The sequence below is a fragment of the Cereibacter johrii genome (assembly GCF_001720585.1).
Taxonomy (GTDB): domain Bacteria; phylum Pseudomonadota; class Alphaproteobacteria; order Rhodobacterales; family Rhodobacteraceae; genus Cereibacter_A; species Cereibacter_A johrii.
Genome location: NZ_MABH01000139.1, coordinates 17,596 through 37,831, shown reverse-complemented (window position 1 = coordinate 37,831; position 20,236 = coordinate 17,596). Strand labels below are relative to the sequence as shown.

The 20,236-nt window shown below is 64.5% G+C and carries 16 protein-coding genes and 1 pseudogene; 9 read left to right on the top strand and 8 right to left on the bottom strand.

Translation table 11 applies throughout. The annotated features are described in order from the left end of the window. Both A9O63_RS11965 and hisG read left to right on the top strand, forming a co-directional pair. Positions 1-441: ATP phosphoribosyltransferase regulatory subunit (locus tag A9O63_RS11965; RefSeq protein ID WP_205631841.1), on the top strand; the 441-nt coding region annotated here is incomplete at its 5' end. Continuing rightward, positions 438-1,148, top strand: coding sequence for an ATP phosphoribosyltransferase (gene hisG / locus A9O63_RS11960; RefSeq protein ID WP_069332149.1), 711 nt, complete (start codon positions 438-440; stop codon positions 1,146-1,148). The genes A9O63_RS11965 and hisG, both read left to right, overlap by 4 nt. On the opposite strand, the gene A9O63_RS11955 is transcribed toward hisG, so the two are convergent. After that, positions 1,141-1,572, bottom strand: a complete 432-nt coding sequence (locus A9O63_RS11955) for a DUF1489 family protein (RefSeq protein ID WP_002724459.1) — start codon at positions 1,570-1,572, stop codon at positions 1,141-1,143. The genes hisG and A9O63_RS11955 overlap by 8 nt on opposite strands. Before the next feature lie 151 nt (positions 1,573-1,723). Here A9O63_RS11955 and A9O63_RS11950 point away from each other — a divergent pair, with 151 nt between their 5' ends. Next, positions 1,724-3,991, top strand: coding sequence for an adenosylcobalamin-dependent ribonucleoside-diphosphate reductase (locus A9O63_RS11950; protein WP_069332148.1), 2,268 nt, complete (start codon positions 1,724-1,726; stop codon positions 3,989-3,991). Between the two features lie 732 nt (positions 3,992-4,723). Here the strand turns inward: A9O63_RS11950 and A9O63_RS22130 are convergent. Further along, positions 4,724-6,136 carry a pentapeptide repeat-containing protein gene (locus tag A9O63_RS22130; protein ID WP_167354621.1) on the bottom strand — a complete coding sequence of 471 codons (1,413 nt, stop codon included), beginning with the start codon at positions 6,134-6,136 and terminating at the stop codon, positions 4,724-4,726. 525 nt (positions 6,137-6,661) lie between these two features. Here A9O63_RS22130 and A9O63_RS22855 point away from each other — a divergent pair. Next, positions 6,662-7,936 (top strand): hypothetical protein, encoded by a 1,275-nt coding sequence (locus A9O63_RS22855; protein ID WP_141703090.1) that lies wholly within the window; start codon positions 6,662-6,664, stop codon positions 7,934-7,936. A gap of 670 nt (positions 7,937-8,606) precedes the next feature. Here A9O63_RS22855 and A9O63_RS22125 read toward each other — a convergent pair. The 6 genes and pseudogenes from A9O63_RS22125 to A9O63_RS11910 all read right to left on the bottom strand — a co-directional run bounded on the left by A9O63_RS22125 (position 8,607) and on the right by A9O63_RS11910 (position 15,413). Continuing rightward, positions 8,607-9,761 (bottom strand): aldehyde dehydrogenase family protein, encoded by a 1,155-nt coding sequence (locus tag A9O63_RS22125; protein ID WP_268874933.1) that lies wholly within the window; start codon positions 9,759-9,761, stop codon positions 8,607-8,609. A gap of 128 nt (positions 9,762-9,889) precedes the next feature. Beyond that, a pseudogene (locus A9O63_RS23565) lies at positions 9,890-10,549 on the bottom strand (aldehyde dehydrogenase family protein). Positions 10,550-10,583: 34 nt separating this feature from the next. After that, on the bottom strand, positions 10,584-11,339 hold the full coding sequence (locus tag A9O63_RS11925) for an IclR family transcriptional regulator (RefSeq protein ID WP_069332143.1): 756 nt from the start codon (positions 11,337-11,339) through the stop codon (positions 10,584-10,586). A gap of 107 nt (positions 11,340-11,446) precedes the next feature. Continuing rightward, the gene (locus A9O63_RS11920) at positions 11,447-12,529 is read right to left on the bottom strand and encodes an extracellular solute-binding protein (RefSeq protein ID WP_069332142.1); all 1,083 of its coding nucleotides are present in this window, start codon (positions 12,527-12,529) and stop codon (positions 11,447-11,449) included. A gap of 35 nt (positions 12,530-12,564) precedes the next feature. Further along, a complete protein-coding gene (locus tag A9O63_RS11915; protein WP_069332141.1) occupies positions 12,565-14,349 on the bottom strand; it encodes an ABC transporter permease subunit in 1,785 nt (594 codons plus the stop codon). Beyond that, positions 14,346-15,413 carry an ABC transporter ATP-binding protein gene (locus tag A9O63_RS11910; protein WP_190238134.1) on the bottom strand — a complete coding sequence of 356 codons (1,068 nt, stop codon included), beginning with the start codon at positions 15,411-15,413 and terminating at the stop codon, positions 14,346-14,348. Before A9O63_RS11910 ends, A9O63_RS11915 begins: the two co-directional genes overlap by 4 nt. A gap of 316 nt (positions 15,414-15,729) precedes the next feature. Between A9O63_RS11910 and A9O63_RS11905 the strand changes: the two genes are divergently transcribed. From A9O63_RS11905 to A9O63_RS11885, 5 genes are read left to right on the top strand one after another with little or no spacing between them, the layout of a single operon-like run. Continuing rightward, complete coding sequence (locus tag A9O63_RS11905; protein ID WP_069332139.1) at positions 15,730-16,536, top strand: CoA transferase subunit A; 807 nt, start codon at positions 15,730-15,732, stop codon at positions 16,534-16,536. Beyond that, a complete protein-coding gene (locus tag A9O63_RS11900; protein WP_069332138.1) occupies positions 16,533-17,294 on the top strand; it encodes a CoA-transferase in 762 nt (253 codons plus the stop codon). Before A9O63_RS11905 ends, A9O63_RS11900 begins: the two co-directional genes overlap by 4 nt. A gap of 15 nt (positions 17,295-17,309) precedes the next feature. Beyond that, complete coding sequence (locus A9O63_RS11895; RefSeq protein WP_069332137.1) at positions 17,310-18,503, top strand: CaiB/BaiF CoA transferase family protein; 1,194 nt, start codon at positions 17,310-17,312, stop codon at positions 18,501-18,503. Continuing rightward, entirely contained in the window at positions 18,500-19,549 is a 1,050-nt protein-coding gene (locus A9O63_RS11890; protein WP_069332136.1) for a 2-hydroxyacid dehydrogenase, read from the top strand. The genes A9O63_RS11895 and A9O63_RS11890 overlap by 4 nt, the downstream gene beginning before the upstream one ends. Before the next feature lie 9 nt (positions 19,550-19,558). Then, positions 19,559-20,236 carry a class II aldolase/adducin family protein gene (locus A9O63_RS11885; protein ID WP_069332135.1) on the top strand — a complete coding sequence of 226 codons (678 nt, stop codon included), beginning with the start codon at positions 19,559-19,561 and terminating at the stop codon, positions 20,234-20,236.

The following is a 20,236-nucleotide window of genomic DNA, read 5'->3' as shown; positions in this document are numbered from 1 at the left end:
GAGATCGAGGCCCGCGCCGCGGCCTTGATCGAGGATGCCGAGGCCGCGCCGCTCGGCGCCGAGGAGGCCGCGGTGCTCGACGATCTGCTGTCGCTCGAGGCTCCGGCGGCGGCGGCGCTCGGCCGCCTCGAGGCGCTGGCGCGGCGGATGCCTGCGCTCGAGCCCTCGGTTGCCCGGTTCGGCCGCCGTCTCACCGCGCTGGCGACCCGCGGGATCGAGGTCGAGCGGCTGCCGTTCTACGCGAGCCACGGCCAGAGCTCGCTCGAATATTACGACGGATTCGTCTTCAGCTTCCATGCCGCCGACGCCGGGCTGCCGCCGGTTTCCACCGGCGGGCGCTACGATGCGCTGACGGCGGTGCTGGGGCAGGGGCGATCCATCCCGGCCATCGGGGGCGTGATCCGCCCGGGCCTCGTGGCCAGGCTGAAGGGGCTCGCATGACGCTGAAGATCGGGGTGCCCTCGAAGGGCCGGCTGATGGAAAAGACCTTCGACTGGTTCGGCGCGCGCGGCGTGACCATGCGCCAGACCGGGGCCGAGCGGGAATATTCCGGCGCCGTCGACGGGGTGGAGGGGGTAGAGCTCGTGCTGCTCTCGGCGGGCGAGATCCCGCGCGAGCTTGGGGCCGGGCGGATCCACCTCGGGGTCACGGGGTCCGATCTCGTGCGCGAGAAGCTCGCGGACTGGTCGCTGCAGGTGGCCGAGCTGGCGCCGCTCGGCTTCGGTCATGCCGATCTCATCATCGCGGTGCCGGCCTTCTGGATCGATGTGGACACGCTCGACGATCTCGACGCGGCCGCCGCGGCCTTCCGCGCGACCCACGGCTTCCGGCTCCGGATCGCCACCAAATACCACCGGCTCGTGCGCGAGTTCCTGATGGCCAACGGGGTTGCGGATTATCAGCTGGTGGACAGTCAGGGCGCGACCGAGGGGACGGTGAAAAACGGAACCGCCGAGGCCATCGCCGACATCACCTCGTCGGGCGAGACGCTGCGGGCGAACCACCTGAAAATCCTTTCCGACGCTCTGGTGCACAGTTCGCAGGCTGTGCTCTTCGCCTCGCGCCGGGCCGACTGGTCCGAGGCCGCGGCCCCCTTCGCGGCGCTGGGGGCGCGGCTGGGCCTGCCAGTGCCTGGGATGATTACCTGAGGCCTATGTCGGCCAGGGCCTGGGCCAGTTCCGGCGGCAGCGGCTCCTCGCGGGCGCGGTCCTTGGGCAGGTCGGCCGGGGCCTCTTCGGGCGAGAGATAGCGCCAGCCCTGGAACGGCCGCCGCGGGGCGGGGACGGTGCGGATCACCTCGGGCTCGAGCACCAGTGCGCAGCGCGCGATTCCGTCGGCGCCGGTCACGGATTCGAGCCCGACGATCGGCTGGCGCGCCAGCACGAGCCCCTTGAACACCCAGTAGAGCGAGCCCCCGGCCAGCACCTCGGCCTCGCGCTTCGGCCACATGCGCGTGACATGGCGCGGAAAACCGTCCGGCCAGCGGGCGCGCTGGCTCTTCTGCCAGTCGAGAAGGTCTTCGACCGCCTCTGCGCCCACGCAGAGCTTGAGAATGTTCACATGATCGGACAAGGGGATTCTCCGCCGCAGAGGCCTTCATATAGACGCCGGGGCCCCGGCCTCCAAGTCGCCTCCGACATGGCTCTTTGCGTTTGACCGCTCCCTCCCATGGGCATATCTTGGGCAACTCCTCCCTGAGAACCACAAGCCCAAGGATCTTCCCATGTCCCGATTCCATGCCCCCATCGCCGAGCAGATCTGGGATATGAAATATCGTCTGAAGGATGGCGCGGGCCATCCGGTGGATGGATCGGTCGAGGATACCTGGCGGCGGATCGCCCGGGCGCTGGCCGAAGTCGAGGCCGAGCCCGCGGTTTGGGAGGATCGGTTCTACAGCGCGCTCGAGGATTTCCGCTTCCTGCCGGCCGGCCGGATCACCGCCGGTGCGGGCACCGGGCGCACGGTCACGCTCTTCAACTGCTTCGTCATGGGCACGGTCCCCGACAGCATGGCGGGCATCTTCGACGCGCTGAAGGAAGCGGCGCTGACGATGCAGCAGGGCGGCGGGATCGGCTACGACTTCTCGACCATCCGCCCGCGCGGCGCCGAGGTGAAGGGCGTGGCCGCCGACGCCTCGGGGCCGCTCTCCTTCATGGATGTCTGGGATGCGATGTGCCGGACCATCATGTCCGCGGGCTCGCGGCGGGGCGCCATGATGGCCACGATGCGCTGCGACCACCCCGACATCGAGAGCTTCATCGAGGCCAAGAAGGACCCGGCCCGGCTGCGGATGTTCAACCTCTCGGTCCTCGTGACCGACGCCTTCATGGAAGCCGTGAAGGCGGACGGCCCGTGGGAGCTCACCTTCGGCGGCAAGGTCTACAAGACGCTTCAGGCGCGCGACCTCTGGAACCGCATCATGCGGTCCACCTATGACTTCGCCGAGCCGGGCGTGATTTTCATCGACCGTATCAACCAGATGAACAATCTCGCCTATTGCGAGACGATCGCGGCCACCAACCCCTGCGGCGAGCAGCCCCTGCCGCCCTACGGTGCCTGTCTTCTCGGCTCGGTGAACCTCGCCCGGCTGGTCGCGAAACCGTTTTCCGACGAGGCGGAACTCGATCTGGCCGAGCTGGACGAGCTGGTGCGCCTTGCCGTCCGGATGATGGACAATGTGGTGGATGCCTCGCGCTTCCCGCTGCCCGAGCAGGCGCGCGAAGCGCAGATGAAGCGCCGGATCGGCCTCGGCGTGACGGGCCTCGCGGATGCCCTGCTGATGGTGGGGCTGCGGTACGGTTCGGAAGAGGCCGCCGCCCGGACCGAGGCCTGGATGAAGGCCATCGCGCGCTCGGCCTATCTCGCCTCCGCCGATCTCGCGCGCGAGAAGGGCGCCTTCCCGCTGTTCGATGCCGAAAAATACCTCGCGTCGGGCTCGCTCACCCATATGGACGAGGATGTGCGCGCGGCGATCCGCAGCCACGGCATCCGCAACGCGCTGCTGACCTCGATCGCCCCCACCGGCACGATCAGCCTCTATGCGGGCAACGTCTCGTCGGGGATCGAGCCGGTCTTCGCCTATGCCTACAAGCGCAAGGTGCTGCAGAAGGACGGCAGCCGCACCGAAGAGGAGGTCGTCGATTACGCCGTCCGCCTCTGGCGCGAGCAGAAGGGCGATGCCCCGCTGCCGGACTATTTCGTGAATGCCCAGACGCTGGCGCCGCTCGAACATGTGCGGATGCAGGCGGCGGCGCAGAAATGGATCGACAGCTCGATTTCCAAGACGATCAACTGCCCGGAAGATATCGGTTTCGAGGAATTCGCCGACGTCTACCTCGCGGCCTGGGATCAGGGCTGCAAGGGCTGCACGACCTATCGGCCGAACGAGGTGACCGGCTCGGTGCTCTCTGTCTCCGAGGCGGGGCAGGCGGCTCCGGCCGAGGCGCCGGAACCCAAGGGCGGCGAGGTGGTCTATCTCACCGATCCGCTCGACCGCCCCGCCGCGCTCGAGGGCGCGACCTACAAGGTGAAATGGCCGGGCTCCGAGCACGCGCTCTACATCACGGTGAACGACATCGTCATCTCCGGCCACCGCCGCCCGTTCGAGGTCTTCATCAACTCGAAGAACATGGAGCATTTCGCCTGGACGGTGGCGCTCACGCGGATGATCTCGGCGGTCTTCCGGCGCGGCGGCGACATTTCCTTCGTGGTCGAGGAGTTGAAGGCGGTCTTCGACCCCCGCGGCGGCGCCTGGATGGAGGGGCGCTACATTCCCTCGATCCTCGCAGCCATCGGCGGCGTGATCGAACGCCATCTGATCGCGATCGGCTTCATCGAGGGCGAGGGCATGGGCCTGAAGACGGACCCTCATGCGGATGTGCAGGTACTGGGCGTGAAGGCCAAGGCCTGCTCCTCCTGCGGCAGCTACGACCTGCGCATGGTGGAAGGCTGCATGACCTGCGCCAGCTGCGGCTTTTCGAAGTGCGGATAAGAAGCGCCTCGAGAGGTGCTGTCCCGATACCGAATGCGGGAAAAGTTGGCCACTTTCCGGGGAAGATGGCCATTCTCGTTCGGCATAAGTTGGCCATTGTAGCCTCAGCCGTCCGATGTGCTGTGCTGGCAACACGTCCCCGCGGCTGAGCTTGCCATGGCAGCACGAGCCTTTTCCTCAGCAGGCGTCTGCACATCGGGAACCCGGTCTCGGTCTCGGTCTCGGTCCCGGTCCTCCGTCATTCCCTCCGCGTTGGGGTGATGAGGGGCACTGCCGGGGCGCATCTCTGTATCCTGCGCGCCCTCGGCAACCGCGGGGGTTTTCGCAGCACACTGACGCAGCTTGCTTGTCTAGGGCCGCTTCCCGGCCAAAGCGACTTCAGAAAGCGGACGACCACCCTGGGCCTTTTTCCCGCACTTTTTCCGGAAGTGCTGAGACGCATCTGCTCAAAAAAGCCGGCAGAAAAGTTGGCTGAGCGGCTCCTGAGCCCGCAGACCGCCGCGCCGGGCCGAGTCGCAGGGAAGAGCCGCCCCACGAAGCAGCCATTCGAGCGCGCCGCAGATGGAGACGCTTGCAGCCCTTCTCAGTCCTTCGAGCTCACTGCGGCGTTGCCGGCGGCACCGACGCCCCGGGCGGGACGCTGACCTCCGCTGCAGCCTGCTATAGGGTCCGCTTTGCGGTACGGTGGAGATACCTAGCGAATCCTAGAACAAGCGATGGCTGCTTATGAGCTTACTTTGGCATTCGTCCAATGCTGTTGATAAACGTTGCGACTAAGGGATGTTCAGCACCAAGAAAATACACGGCTGCTGCCGGGACTCCAACAGTGACGACTGAGGCGAGGGCGGTGACTGACGCAATACCCGCCGCTTTTCCTGCAGACCTTCGGAAATTTGCGATGAAGCCATCGCTTTGGACGAGTTCCTCGGCAACTTTTTGGGCTTTGGTCGCATCGGATAGTTGCTCCGTTAGTCGCTCGACTAGCGTCTCTAGCTCAATAATTCGCGCCTTTAAGTCTTCGCTGTCCAGTCGGGTAGCTGGAGGGGCAGTGTCCGGTGCTATGTTGCGCAAGACTTCAGCAAACTCGAGCATCGTTTGCAGTGGCTCTATAAGCCTGTTTCCCTGATTGGCAGGGATGCCGCGTAATGCCTCCTCGATTTGGCCAGCAAACTGTTGCGCGGTGAGCCGTGTCACAGCTGAATTTTGAATTAGCTGCTGAATCTGCACTTTCGCGACTCTGACTTGCCGTTGTCCAGTGTTGACCAACTCTTCTAGTGGCTTATCCACCGTTGGCTTATCTGCGCTCATAGTAGCGATCGCAGCAGTCCGCCGTTGAAGAATTCCATTATTGAAGTCGTAGTCCTGAAATAACGTATTGCGTGAGGTTGCCCTCAATACCTTCAAGCCATCGAAATTTGACCTCTCATCGGATCTTACATCTTCCAGATCTGTATCAGCATTAATTGATCCACCTGCCAAAGATGCGCCTTCTAGATTTGCTCCTTTCAGTTTTACATTCTGGAACACTGCCCCATTTGCCGTAGCACCTTTCAGCGACGCGCTCGAAAGGTCTGTGTATCCAAAATGCAAATGGCTAAGATTGCATGAGTCAAAAGTCGCGTTATTAGCAATCATAAAATTCACTTGCGCGCCCCGAAAGTCACTTCCCTCGAAATTGGCTCCCTCACATTTCGCCTTCTCAAGGAGGCAGTACGAAAAATTACGCCCCCTGAGGTCCATTCCTCGAAGATCTGCTTCTCTGAAATCGCATCTGCTCAAATCGAGCGCGCCTGACCTCAGAAGCTCCAAGTCTTCGGAATCCGCCATGAACTTGACCCTACCCACTACGTTTAGCGTCAGCCTTATCGTGAAAACAAAATTCTGTGAAGGTATGAGGTAGGAGAAGCGTTTGTTCCAGCCGGACCTCCGCGGCGCGCCGATGGAAAGCCCGCAACGGACCGGGTGCATCAGGTCGCACAAGCCTTGTCTTCCCATGTGCCACGGCCGTTTCCTGCACATCGCCGCCATCTGCTCGCGGCGCGGCGAAAGATCGCAGTCGGCCAGGCGCGTTCCCCCACGCGCGGCATTAAAAACGACGCCAAGTAGATCTTTTGCGTGGCAAGCACCGCTTGCGTCCCTTTCCAACTTTGCAGGCTCTTGTCGTCCAGAACTATAACCGGAACGATGACGAGCGAGCGCGTGAAGTTGGCTTTGGTGGGGTACCATTAAACGGCAGCTTTCTACATGCGCAAGCATTCTGCCGCGCCCGGAAGGTCCAACAGCAGGATATGATGGGCCTTTGCTTGTAGGTTTGTCTGCCGGCTACCGGGAACGCCTACCACACGGGCACACCCGAAAGCCGTAACTACGCTGGGGTCAGTACAAAGCGGGATGCGGGGCGGCCTGCATCTGCCGTAGCTTCCTCGTGCGGCAGCTCGACGGCCTGAACACCATATGCGAGAAGGCCCAGAACATGGTTCTGGATGGCCGAGTTTATCGAATTGCGACAATTTCAGCAGTCTGTTGACGTCCATTCCATGAACTGCCAAGGTCCGGCAGTAAATAGGATCTGGCTCGCTGCCAAGCGGGCTGACCCGAATAATTCTCGGGCTAATCTTGCCGCACCGCAAGAGAGCCAGAGCTAAGTCAGGGACCATTCAGAGCGGAACGATGAAGGAATCCTCGGATCTGAAAGCGCTGCTTCAGCGCGCGAAAGATGCTGGCATCGAAACGGAACGCCGGGAGTTTGTGTTTCAAGGCAGCTCCGTTTTTTATAATTATATCTGCCTCCCAAATGGCAAGGATAAGAGGCGCGTGATGGTCGGATCTTCTAGCAAAGCTGAAGATCTGCATTCGATAGAGTTTGAGAGATTTGTGTTTCTCGGCGGTTATGATGCAATTGCAGACCTCCAGAAGGGGGAGGTGGAGGCGGCAATCTCGCCTATAGGCCCAGTGGGCCCTTTGACGGTCGCGAGGAGACTAGGACTATCTGCGCCTCCCTCTGAGGGCGAGGAGCTTGAGAGTGAGGAGGTTGAGGACCGTGCCATTAAGTCTCATCGGGCGGATGGCATCAGGCTGGAAATATCACGAGGGACGAAGGAATTACGGGTGCTGACATCTAGGCCGGGCGCGGCAAATCAGCTAAGTCTAAAGCTATTCTTCGGGGAGGAGCGGGGCTATGATGCAGCCTTAAGTGCATTGGAGGTCGTATCTAACTCCCTATTCTTCTATTTAGATTTGGAAAGAGGAGTCACCCTTGCTCTTCGCAGGGCGCTCAAAAAGCATTCACTGAATCAGCTTCGGCGCTATGACGGCAATCCCGTTTCTAACATAAGGTTCCCCGAATTTGAGTACGATAGTGCGCCTTTTTCCTTATACTGGTACGCCAAGAGTGCGCGAGGCATGCCGCTGCTGCAGTTTTTGGCATACTACCAGGTAGCTGAATACTACTTTCCGAGCTTCGCAAAGCTAGAGGCCATTCGAACCGCAGGGAAAATTCTAAAAAATCCTACGTTTCGGGTGGATCGGGAATCCGACCTTGCCGGCCTAATTTCTGCAATATCTGGTAATGGCCGCGTGGGCGGCAGTGAACGGGAGCAGATGAAGGCTACGGTACTTGAGGTTCTAACGATGGATGACGTCGAACGGTACTTCGCTGACAACAGCGAGGTTGCGGAGGTGCTAGAAAGGAAGAATAAGTTAATCACAGACAAGGCGATTAACTTAAAGCGCAAGGATCACGACCATCGACCCGATATTGCTGAGATGTTGTATGACATCCGCTGTCGTATCGTTCACACTAAAAATGACGCGGGAGAATTTCGGTCCGAAATGCTCCTTCCGTTCTCTTCTGCAGAGGAGCAACTTTGGCCCTATACGGACCTGATGCGGCTTGTTGCTCAGAATGCCCTCATAAGATCCAGTTCTAGCTTGCGGCCAATATGAAAGTTGAGAGCCATCTCTGTCGGGGGTATGGATTGTCCGTCCTCCCAGAGACCGCTATAGTGAATGCGAGAATGCACACGTGGTTCCGATGGCGCTTCTATCCAGCATCCGCTTGGCGTTGTCCTTCCAGTAATCCGGTTCTTGTTGTTCCGCGCAATTCTGCCCTGAACTAGCTGTTACGTCGACGGGCCGCTTCCTGCGCATCGCGATCATCAGGGACCAGCGCAGTGACGGGCCGCTTCTGCGCACAGCCGACGCTCGCTGGTAGAGCGCAGTCGAGAAAGGACCCCGCGCGCAACGCTGTGCCAGTGGCAGTTCGATCTCCCCCTTCTCCGGCCGCTGCTCCCGGAGGTGCTTCCAGCAGCACCTCCGGGACCGCGGGCGTCTTCGGGGTCCAGGGGCGGAGCCCCGGCGAACGGCAGCGCGTGGGGGGGGGCCGCAGGCCCCGGACCGCGAGCTGGTTAGTGAGTACTTTACTGACCGCCGCAGCCTCGCGTGCCGACCCTTCGGTTCTGTCCCCCGCATCACCATCGCAGAATCTTCGCCGATTTGCTTCCGCGCCGGAAGCATCAGGGGAATCTCCCGGCCTCCGTTCCGGAGGCCCCCTCTTGTCCGCTCCCCGTTCCATCGTCGCCCGCTGCGAGGGCATGTTCCCCGCCGACCTCGCCCGCTACGAGGCCCACCGCACCCGCAAGGGCGGCGACCTCGGCCACATCGACGCCAACCGCTCGCATCTCAACCCGCGCCTCATCGGCCGCGCCTTGATGACGGTCTGGCCGGTGAAGGCCCGGTGCCGAGCATGCCCGGGCAAGCACGACGCATCCCGCGACAGCACAAACTCCTCGATCAGCCCGCGCATGATCGCCGCAGCCTCAAGATCAGCCTTCGTGTCGTTCAGCGCCGACACAAGGTGCGTGACCCTTCGGGCATAAATCCCGGACAGCCCCGGGTGGTTCGCCACCGGCTCCGGGTCCGGGATCTCCGCGAGCCGCGCTCCCGGATCGGCCTGCTCCGCCTCCGCCCCGTCTATCTTTGCCTTCATGCCCGCAGGAACCATGCCGGCTCGCGATGGCCAAGACGATGCTGTCGATCTCGCGCCGCACCTTCCCCAGTTTCCATTCGCCCCTCGCCGCGGGCCGCCAGCGCCTCCAGCCGCTCGGACTGCGTCGCCCGCTGGTGCTCGGCGATGAACTCGGCCACTAGCCCGCGACGCATCAGCCGGTCGCACTGGCTGCCCGGCACCCGGTCCTCGACCAGCGTCCGCGGGATCGTCTTCCGGTTCGAGCAGGTTCCGCGGTTGCGTGCTGCCGAACAGGGCAAGGCCCAGATGGTTAATCGTCGTCATGCCGGAGTCGATTTCCAGCCCTAGCCGCTGCATCGTCCGCACCGAGCGGGTGAAGGCATAGGAGGCGAGCCCGTAGGGCAGGCGGTTGGCCTCGGCAATCGCCTCTTCCAGCATGCTGAAGCGGTTCACGATGGCTAGGGGGCCGAAGGGCACTTCGTGCATGATGCGCGCCGACAATGGTACTTCGGCGAGCACGGTGGACGGGAAGAAATTGCCGACATTGCCGATCCGCTTGCCACCGGTCACGAGCCTCGCCTCCTGCTCGACAACATCGGCCACCAGTGTCTCGAGCGCTGCGACACGTCGGTCGTTAGCCAACGGACCGAGCTGGACGCCGTCCTCCTGCCCGTTGCCCTGAAGGGCGGCCTGCATCGCCGCGGCAAAGCCCGACAGGAAAAGGGCGAAGACCTCCTCCTGCACCAGAAAGCGCGTGGGCGAGACAGAGACTTGGCCCGCATTGCGCAGCTTGCGGCCCGCCATCAGCCGCACGGCCTTGTCGAGATCGGGATCGGCTCAGACGATGACGGGGGCATGACCGCCCAGTTCCATTGTCGCGCACTTCATTTGCAGGCCTGCTAGCGCGGCCAGATGCTTGCCACCGGTTTCGATCAGAAGGATATCTCGCAGATCACGGGATGCGGCATCAGATAGGCTGAGATTTCGACGGGCACGCCATAGACCAGATTGACGACACCCGCAGGCAGCTCGGCATCGGCAAAGGCGCGGATCAGTTCGGCCGGGGTCTCCTTGGGCGCCTTCACGATGATCGAACAGCCTGCCGCCAGCGCAGCCGAAACCTTCCGCACCGCCTGATTGATGGGGAAGTTTCAGGGTGTGAAGGCCGCAACCGGGCCGACCGGCAGCTTGATCGTCGTTAGCAGGATGCCCGGTACCCGCGCGGGGATCATCTGGCCATAGGCGCGGCGGCCTTCCTCGGCGAACCGGTCAATGATGTCGGCGGCCGTCAGCACTTCGCCACGCGCTTCCGCAAGCGGCTTGCCCTGTTCGCGCGTCAGGTTCACGGCGATGCCGGGCGCCCGCTCGCGCAGCTGTTCCGCCGCGCGACGCATGAGGCGGCAGCGCTCGAAGACGCCGGTCGAGGCCCGGACCGCAAAGCCGCGGGAGGCGGCCCGAGGGCCGCATCGAGACCGGCAATCCCGGCATGGGCGACGGTGCCGATCCGTTCCGAGGTGCCGGGACCGTCCGGCCTGCGCTGCCTGCGTGCCATGTGCCGGGGTAGGCGGCGGTCGTCGGGTGTCCTTCGCGATCCGGACGTGGCGGGCGGGGCAGGGGGGTCCGGCGTCAGCTGCGCGGCAGATAGCCCAGGGCCGCGGAAATGGATTGCGCCGCCTCCATCACCTGAGGGGCGATCAGCTTCAGTTGCTTGCGCTTGATGCGGGAGTCGGGGCCGGACATGCCGATGGCGCCGACCAGATCGCCGGTCCGGCCAAGGATGGCGCAGGCGCAGGCGGCGATGCCCTCGCGCCATTCGCCCTGCAACACGACCGCATGGCCCTGCGCCCGCGCCAGCCGGATGTCATCGTGCAGCTCCTCGATCGTGACGCGCGTGGAATCCGTGTAGCGGCGCAGATGCGGCCGGAAGCGCTCCAGATAATCGTCGGGCATGTGCGCGAGCATCGCCTTGCCCGTGGCCACGGTGAAGGCGGGCGCGCGCGAGCCCACACTCGTGTGAGCCCGAATGTGATGCGCGCTCTCGATCTTGTCGACATAGACCACGTCGATGTCATCGAGGATCGACAGATGCACCGTCTCGCCGGTCTGCTCGGCCAGCCGCTGCATGGCCGGCCGCGCGATCGAGATCAGATCCATCCGGCGGATCACGTTGCTGCCCAGTTCCCAGATCTTGGTCGTGAGCTCGTAGGTGCTGTTCGGCGGCACCTGTCGGACATAGCCCTGAGCCTGGAGGGTCTGCAGCAGGCGGTGAACGTTGCTTTTCGTCATCGCCAGCTCTGCGGCAAGGTCGCTGACCCCGCGCGGCTTCTCGCTGACGGCCAGACATTCCAGGAGACGCAATCCCTTGATGAAGGCCTTGTCCATTCCGACTCGTCATTCCTTTCGGCACAGATCGGCGCACGGGCGCGATCCCGGCCATTATAAGGCGGGATGCGATGGCCGCCACCGCAAGCAGCGGCCATCGCGGAGGGTCATTGCGCCAGCAGGGCGTTCAGCTGTTCCTGACCATGTTCCTCGTTGGTCATGGTGCCGTCCTCGGTCATGGCGCCCCAGTAGTCCGGGCTCCATTCGATCGCGCGCGACACATTGGCGGGGGTGTTGGCCCAGTAGACGCTGATGGCGGGATCCGCCGCCTCGAACACCACCGACGAGGGCAGCGCCACCGGGAAGTTCGAGGTCAGTTCGGCCGCGCGCTGCGGCTCCAGCCGCCAGGACAGCAGCTTCATCGCATTCTCGTAGTTCGGCGCCCCCTTGGGGATCGAGAAGAAGTCGTAATAGACGAAGCCCTGATTCCATTCGACCTCGATCGGGGCCCCTTCCAGTGCCAGCTTCGAGCTGGAGCCGGTATAGGCCATGCACATGTCGGCCTCGCCATCCAGAAGCAGCTGCGGCGGCTGGGCCGAGGTCGTCCACCATTTCGAGACGTGCGGCTTGATCTCGGCGATCTTCTTGAGCGCGCGGTCCATGTCCAGCGGGTAGAGCTGGTCTTTTGGCACGCCGTCGGCCATGAGCGCGGCTTCCATCACGAAGCGCGGCCAGGCGGGAAGGCAGCGCTGGCCCGGGAACTTCTCGAGATCCCAGAAATCCGCCCAGCTGGCCGGTTTCTCACCGCCGCTGTAGACATCCTTGTTGTAGACCAGTCCCACGCCGATCACCTGCAGCGCCACCCCCTTCGGCCGCTTCAGGTTCTCGGGCATGACGGCGAGCGTCTTCTGCGCCTCCTCCGACATCATGCTGTAGTCGATGTCGGCCAGGCAGCAGTCGCCGAGCAGCTTCGTCTCCTGATCGAAGATGAACGTCAGGTCCCATTCGGTCTTGCCGGCCTCGACCTGTGCCTTGATCCGCGGGCCCGACCGCGCTTCCTGCACGGTGACCACCTCGATGCCGGTTTCTTCGGTGAAGGGGTCGTACATCACCTTGCGCAGCGCATCGCCATAGCCGCCGCCGGGATCCTGCATGATGACTTCGTTGCTTTGCGCAGCCACCGGCCCCGCGAGCAGTGTGGTGACGGCCAGGGCCGACACCAGACCCTTCAGGTCGTTCCGTTCAAGCATAGCATCCTCCTCCGTTGTTGGTCTTGATCTTGTGGTCAATGGCCCCCGCCCGACCGCGACAGGACAGGGCGCGCCAGAATGATCCCGCCCACCACCAGCAGCACCTCGAGCGTCGAGACCACGGCCAGAACCGGGTTGAGCTGGTAGTTGATGTCCGCCCACAGCATCAGCGGCAGGGTCTTCATTCGCGGGCTGGAGAGAAACAGCGACAGAACCAGCTCGTCGAACGAGTGCAGGAAGGCGAAGAACACGGCCGCGGCCAGCCCCGGCGCGATGGCGGGCAGGGTGACGGTGCGGAACACGGTGAGGGGCGATGCCCCATGCACGGCCGCGCTCTGCTCCAGCTTGCGGTCCACCGCCTGCAACGAAGCCGCGACGATGACCACCACGATCGGGATGCCACCGATGGCATGGGCAGCGGCCAGGCCGAAATAGGTGCCGACCAGCCCCAGTTGCAGGAACAGGCTGTAGAGCGACAGGCCGAGAACGACCGGAGGCACGATCATCGGGCTGACCAGAAGCAGCATCAGCGCCGACTTGTAGCGGATCTCGCTACGCACGATGCCCATCGCCGCCGAGGCGCCCAGCGTGACCGCGATCACCGCCGAGAGGGCCGCAATTCCCAGCGAGTTCCAGAAGGCCGACATCCAGTTGGAGTCCGAGAAGAACTTCTCGTACCATTTCAGCGACCAGCCCGGCGGCGGGAAGGTGAGGTAGCTGGCCTCGCTGAACGAGATGATGATGACGACGAGGATGGGCAGGATCAGCGTGCAGATGATCAGGAAGCCGAGCGCCCGGACTGTCCATGTTCCTGCGGAGGCCGGCATCCGGCCCATGATCCTCAGCAGCGGCCAGCCGATCATGTCGGCGATCACCGTGGCCGGGCTGCGGCGGCGGGGGCGGGCGCTGCCGGAATGCCCCTTCACGGCGGCTTCGGCCGGTTCCGACAGCTTGCCGCCGCCCCAGATGAACTCGAATCCCATCAGACGGCCCGCGATGCCCACCACGACCAGCGTGATCAGCAGGAGCACGACGGCCAGTGCCTGAAGGAATCCCTCGCCGGTGATCGAATCGGCCTGCTGGGTGATGTGCATGGCGAACATCTGGTCGGCCGGTCCGCCCAGCAGCGTCGGCGTGATGAAGAAGCCGAGCGCGCTGACGAAGACGAGCAGGAAGCCCGCGCCGATACCGGGCAGCGTCAGGGGCAGCAGTACGCGCCAGAAGACGGCCAGAGGCCCTGCGCCGCTGGCCAGCGCCGCACGCGTCAGCCCGGGATCGAGCCGCGACAGGCTGGAATAGATGCTGAGCACCATCAGCGGCATCAGCACCGCCGTCATGCCCAGCAGCACCGTGCCGCGATTGAACAGGAGGGCCAGCGGCTGGTCATAGAGCCCGAGCCAGATGGCGAACTTGTTGATCGGGCCGTTGCGTCCCAGCAGCACCATCCAGGCATAGGTCCGGATCAGGATGGCGATGAAATAGGGCAGGATCACCGCCGTCGCGATCAGCACCTGCAGTGTGCCCCGGCTGCGCTGGATCAGAAGCGCGGTCGGATAGCCGAAGAGGGCGCACAGGCAGGCGACGGTCAGTGCAATCTGCATGGTCCGCACGAGCGAGTCCCAATAGAGCGGCACCGAGAAGACGCGGTCGAAATGGACCCACCACGGCTCGCCCGACAGGCTGACGCGGGCCAGATCGATCAGCGGCAGGACATAGATCACCCCGAGGAATAACGTGGCGGGCAGCAGCAGCAGGGCCGGATTGCGCAGCAGGGGTCTGCGGCGCGAGATGGCGGCATCGGAGAGCGGCATGTCCGTCATGCCAGCACCCAGCAATCCTGAGCGCCCCAACTCACATGGATCCGGCTGCCGATCTGCGGCAGGCTGCGGGCGGCCGTGTCCTGGCAACGGATCAGGAGGGTCTCGCCCCCGGCCATCTCGGCCTCGATCCGCAGGGTCTCGCCCATGAACAGGGCCGAGGTGACGGTGGCAGCCACGCTGTCTGCGGTTGCCGTCTCGCGCAGGGCGATCCGCTCGGGGCGCACCAGAACCGTGGCCGTGCCGCTGGCGGACGCATCGCGGCTCTGGGCGTCGAACACCAGACCCGAGCGGCTGCGCAGGCGCATCGTGCCGCCCCGGTTCTCCAGGATCTCGGCCTCGATGAGGTTGCTTTCGCCCACGAAAGAGGCCACGAACCGGCTCTGCGGCTGGCGGTAGATATCCACCGGGCGCCCGACCTGGATGATATGGCCCTTGTCCATGACCGCGATGCGGTCGCTCATGGTCAGGGCCTCGCTCTGGTCATGGGTGACGAACAGGATCGTGCTGCCGATGGTCTGGTGCAGGGCGCGGATCTCGATCTGGATCGATTCGCGGAGCCTGCGGTCCAGCGCCGACAGCGGCTCGTCCATCAGCACGACCTTGGGGCGCATCACGATCGCCCGGGCAATGGCCACGCGCTGCTGCTGGCCGCCGGACATCTCGAACGGGGTCTTGCGGGCATGGTCCGACAGCCGCATCATCTCGAGCGTCTCGGCCACGCGGCGGTCGCTGGTGGCACGGTCGACCCCTGCCATCCGCAGCGGGAAGGCCACGTTCTGCGACACCGTCATGTTGGGAAACAGCGCGTAGCTCTGGAAAACCATTCCAAAGCCGCGCCGATGGGTGGGCACATGGGCGATGGACCTGCCATCGATCAGGATTTCACCGCCGTCGATGGTCTGGAACCCGGCCAGCAGGTTCAGAAGCGTGGTCTTGCCGCTGCCCGAGGGGCCCAGCAGCGTGATGAACTCTCCCGGCTCGACATCCAGGCTGATGCGGTCTGCCGCGCAGAATGCGCCATAGGTCTTGACCACGCTGCGCATCGAGATGCTGGAGCCGATCATCTCGCGACTGGCCTGTCTCGGGGCCGGGGGTGCCATACGCTGCCGCGGTTTGCGCCAGGCCAAGGTCTCTGCCATTGCGTCCTCCCTCGTGTTCCACATCGTGGAACGTCTTTCTGTATTTCATTTTCGAGTGACATTCTTGCTTGTCAAGAAAATCTGCAGTGCCGGCCGCGGCCCGACTGAAAATAATCCTCACCGCTGGGAGATTGACACGTCGCTTTCGCTCTGCATATCATTAATTCGGAAAGGCGTTCTGCAATGTGGAACGTAAGAAGCCGCGGATCCGACGGAGCAGCGGTGCGGGAGGGGGAGCGGAATGCCGGGCGATCTTCGTGCGATGGCGAGCTGCGTCAGGCCGGGCATGCGCATCGCGCTGCCGGTCGATTATGCGGGCGTTTCAATGGCCATGACGCGCCCGCTTATCGAGAATGGCGCAGGCGACCTGCATCTGGTCTGCGTGCCGACCGGGGGCCTTCAGGTCGATCAGCTGATCGGGGCCGGGCTCGTGGCCATGGTGGAGACCAGCGCGGTCAGCCTCGGCGAGGCGGGAGGTGCGCCGCGCTTCAACCAGGCGGTCAAGGATGGCACCATCCGCCTGCGCGACGCCACCTGTCCCGCGATCCATGCCGGTCTGATGGCGGCACAGAAGGGCAGCCCCTTCCTGTCGATCCGCGGGCTGATCGGCTCGGATCTGCTGCGCCACCGCGACGATTGGCGGGTGATCGACAACCCGTTCGGCGCGGGCGGCGATCCGGTCGTGCTGATCCCGGCGATCACGCCCGACATTGCGATCTTCCATGCGCCCCTGGCGGACCGGTTCGGGAATGTCTGGATCGGGCGGCGGCGTGAGTTGGCGGCGATGGCCTACGCCTCCGCCCTGACGCTGGTGACGGTGGAGCGGATAGTCCGCCGGAACCTGCTCTCGGACGAGACCACGGCCGCCGGCACGCTGCCCGCGCTCTATGTGGCGGAAATCGCCGAGGCGCCGCGCGGGGCCTGGCCCTATGGCTTGTGGGGCGAATATGCCACCGACACCGCTGAAATCATGCGCTATGCCAGCGCCGCCCGCAGCGCCGAGGGCTTTGCGGGCTACATGGCCGCCCGGGCCGGGGTGCAGGCATGATCCTCGCCCCGCTGCCGCGCGAAGTCTTGATCTGGACCATCGCCCGCCTTCTGGAAGGGGTGCGTCATGTGGCGGTCGGGGCGGCCTCGCCGATGCCCGCCGCGGGATCGATGCTGCGCCGCGCGCTTGACGAAAGCCGGACGGAGCTGCGGCTGTCGATCCTGGGGTCTGTAGCGAATAACTTTTTCACCAACGGCTCGACCGAACTGTTCGACTGCGCGGGGCAGGGTCGGCTGGATGCGTTCTTTCTGGGCGGCGGCCAGATCGACGGCGAGGCCAATGTCAACCTGGTGGGGGTGGGCGGCTATCCGCAAAGCCGGGTGCGCTGGCCCGGATCCTTCGGATCGGCCTATCTCTATTTCACCGTACCCCGCGTGATCCTGTTCCGCGAGGAGCACACGCCGCGGGTGATGGTCGAGAAGGTCGATTTCATCTCGGCCCCCGGGACCAGCCCGGCGGGCGTCCATCGGCCGGGCGGGCCGGCGGCGCTGCTGACCAGCAAGGCGCTGTTCCGCTTCGACCGCGACCGCCCCGGCTTCACGCTCGAAAGCCTGCATCCCGGTTGCGGGCTGGCGGACCTGCTGGCCGCCACGGGCTTCGCCTTCCAGCATGACGACGACCCGCCCGTGACCCCGGCCCCCGATGGCGCGACGCTGGCCCTGCTGCGCGGGCGCGTGCTGGACGAGCTCGAAGAAACCTATCCCGCCTTTGCCGCAGACTGGCGCCGCGATCTGGCGGCGGCGCAACCTGCGGCCTGACCGAAGGACATCCCGATGCTGCACCCCGGCTCTTTGGCCAATCTCAAGGTGATCGATGCCAGCCGCGTGCTGGGCGGCCCCTATGCCGGTCAGATCCTGGCCGATCACGGCGCCGATGTCATCAAGGTGGAGCCGCCCTCCGGGGATGAGACCCGGGGCTGGGGGCCCCCCTTCCTCGACGGCGCGGCCAGCTATTTTCTGGGCCTGAACCGAAACAAGCGCGGCATCGCCGTCGATCTGGCGCAGGAGGCCGGACGCGCGCTGCTTCTCGAGCTCCTGGCCGGTGCCGACGTCTTCATCGAGAATTTCAAGACCGGCACGCTGGAGCGCTGGGGCCTCGGCCACGACGAGCTTTCGGCCCGGTTTCCTCAGCTGATCCATGCCCGTGTCTCGGGCTTTGGCGCGGATGGCCCCATGGGGGGGCTGCCCGGCTACGATGCCGCCATTCAGGCCCTGTGCGGGATCATGAGCGTGAATGGAGAGGCCGGGGGGCAGCCCCTGCGGGTCGGCCTGCCGGTGGTGGACATGGTGACGGGGCTGAATGCCGCCATCGGCATCCTGATGGCGCTGAACGAGCGCACTCAGAGCGGCAAGGGCCAGTTCGTCGAGACGAGCCTCTACGATTGCGGGGTATCGCTGCTGCATCCGCATCTGCCGAACTACTATCTGTCGGGCAAGGTCGCGGGCACCTCGGGCAATGCGCATCCCAACATCTGCCCCTATGACACCTTTGCCACCGCCACGGCTCCGATCTTTCTGGCCGTGGGCAACGACCGGCAGTTCGCCATCCTCTGCCGTCAGATCGAGCGTCCCGACCTGCCCGACGATCCCCGCTTTGCCACCAACGGCGACCGCAACATGAACCGCGACGCGCTGAAGGTGGAACTGGAGGCGGCTCTGGCCCGGTTCGACTGCGCCAGCCTGTCGGATCGGCTGATCAAGGCCGGAGTGCCCTGCGGCGCGGTGCGCAGCATTGATGCGGTGATGGCCGATCCGCACACGGTCCACCGGCAGATGGTCGTGGACATCGGGTCCTATCGGGGCACCGGCAGTCCGATCAAGCTGTCACGCACCCCGGCCAGCTATCGCCGTGCGCCCCCGCAATTTGCCGAACACAGTGCCGAGGTTTTGCGGGAGCATGACCTGGATACCGAACACTACAGCGCCGTCCTGCCCGGCATCGGCGCGCGCGAAAAGGATGCGACATGACCCGGACAGAGCTGACCATCGGCGTCATCGGAGACGGGTTCATGAAGCCCGGCCTGTTCATCGAGGCCCTCAAGGCCCGGCTGGGCGGGCGGCAGGTCACCTTCCGCGAGATGGAAATCGCCTGGCCCTTGCAGCGACAGTCGACGAAAGTCGACAAGACGTTGCCGGTAAGCGAATTCGTGGGGCGCCCCGAGGAATATTACGACTTCATCCGGGGCCTCGATGTCCTCGTGACCCATCTGGCGCCGATCATCGCCGACAGCATGGATCAGGCGCCGCAGCTGAAGGCGATCGCCGTCTCGCGCGGCGGGCCAGTCAATGTCGACATGGCGGCGGCGCGCGCGCGGGGGATTCCGGTGGTCAACGCGCCCGGGCGGAATGCCTCGGCGGTGGCGGAATTCACCGTGGCCTCGCTGTTGGCCGAAACGCGCAACCTGATCCGCGGGCATAACGATGTGGCGAACGGCACCTGGGGCCGGAGCTATTATCACTACGATCATGTCGGCCCCGAGCTGTCCGAACTGACCATCGGGATCGTGGGATATGGCGACATCGGCACCCGGGTCGCGCGGCTTCTGCAGCCCTTCGGCTGCAGGATCGTGATCTACGACCCGTTCAAGGACCTGACGGAGGCCGAAAAGGCGGCCGGGTTCGAGAAGGCCGATCTGGATGATCTGATGCGGCGCTGCGATGTGGTGACGCTGCATCCGCGCGTGACCCCCGAGACGAAGGGCATGATCAGCCGCGACCGCATCGGCATGATGAAGCCCGGGGGCTATATCGTGAATACCACGCGCGGGCAGGTGCTGGATTATGCCGCGCTCTACGATGCGCTGGCCAGCGGCCATCTGAGGGGCGCCGCGCTGGACACGTTCGAGTTCGAACCGCCGCCCGTGGACTGGCCGCTGCTGAAACTGCGCAACGTCACGCTGTCGCCGCATATCGCGGGGGCATCGCGCCATTCGGCCCTGAAATGCGCGCGCATGATTGCCGAGGATATCGCCCTGATCCTGGACGGCCAACCGCCGCTCTATCCCTGCAAATGAGGTGATCCGATGACCGAAGACGAACGCGCGCTGCGCGGCGAACTGATCGAGGCCTGCCGCAGCATGAACCGGCTGGGCATCAACAAGGGGACCGCCGGCAACATCAGCCTGCGCCATGGCGACGGATTCCTGATCTCGCCCACCGGCATCCCCTACGACAAGCTGACGCCCGAACATGTGGTGGCGATGAACTGGGACGCGACCTTCTCGGGCGATGTGCTGCCTTCGTCGGAATGGCGTTTCCACCGTGATATCCTGCGGGCGCGGCCCGATCTGAATGCGGTGGTCCATACCCATTCGACCAATGCCACCGCCGTCTCGATCCTCGGCCGAGAGATTCCGGCGATCCATTATTCCATCGCGGCGGCGGGGGGGGGCACCATCCCCTGTGCGCCCTACCAGATCTTCGGTTCGCAGGAGCTGGCCGATGCGGTGGTGCGCACGCTGGAAGGCCGCCGCGCCTGCCTGATGGCGCATCACGGTGTGATCGCCGCGCATGTGTCAATCGCACGGGCCCTTGCCCTTGCGGTAACGGTCGAGGAACTCGCGACGCTCTATCTGCAATGCCTGCCTGCGGGCGAGCCCCTCGTCCTCAGCGAGGCGCAGATCGCCGATGTGATGGTGAAGTTCAAGACTTACGGCCAGCAGACCCCCGAGGTTCAGCAAGGGCTGCGGCGGGCGTCGTGA

Coding starts and splice junctions, on each gene's coding strand:
- hisG (WP_069332149.1), top strand. CDS start 438: ATGACGCTGAAGATCGGGGTGCCCTCGAAGGGCCGGCTGATGGAAAAG.
- A9O63_RS11950 (WP_069332148.1), top strand. CDS start 1,724: ATGTCCCGATTCCATGCCCCCATCGCCGAGCAGATCTGGGATATGAAA.
- A9O63_RS22855 (WP_141703090.1), top strand. CDS start 6,662: ATGAAGGAATCCTCGGATCTGAAAGCGCTGCTTCAGCGCGCGAAAGAT.
- A9O63_RS22125 (WP_268874933.1), bottom strand. CDS start 9,761: ATGGCGGGCCGCAAGCTGCGCAATGCGGGCCAAGTCTCTGTCTCGCCC.
- A9O63_RS11925 (WP_069332143.1), bottom strand. CDS start 11,339: ATGGACAAGGCCTTCATCAAGGGATTGCGTCTCCTGGAATGTCTGGCC.
- A9O63_RS11920 (WP_069332142.1), bottom strand. CDS start 12,529: ATGCTTGAACGGAACGACCTGAAGGGTCTGGTGTCGGCCCTGGCCGTC.
- A9O63_RS11915 (WP_069332141.1), bottom strand. CDS start 14,349: ATGACGGACATGCCGCTCTCCGATGCCGCCATCTCGCGCCGCAGACCC.
- A9O63_RS11910 (WP_190238134.1), bottom strand. CDS start 15,413: ATGATCGGCTCCAGCATCTCGATGCGCAGCGTGGTCAAGACCTATGGC.
- A9O63_RS11905 (WP_069332139.1), top strand. CDS start 15,730: ATGCCGGGCGATCTTCGTGCGATGGCGAGCTGCGTCAGGCCGGGCATG.
- A9O63_RS11900 (WP_069332138.1), top strand. CDS start 16,533: ATGATCCTCGCCCCGCTGCCGCGCGAAGTCTTGATCTGGACCATCGCC.
- A9O63_RS11895 (WP_069332137.1), top strand. CDS start 17,310: ATGCTGCACCCCGGCTCTTTGGCCAATCTCAAGGTGATCGATGCCAGC.
- A9O63_RS11890 (WP_069332136.1), top strand. CDS start 18,500: ATGACCCGGACAGAGCTGACCATCGGCGTCATCGGAGACGGGTTCATG.
- A9O63_RS11885 (WP_069332135.1), top strand. CDS start 19,559: ATGACCGAAGACGAACGCGCGCTGCGCGGCGAACTGATCGAGGCCTGC.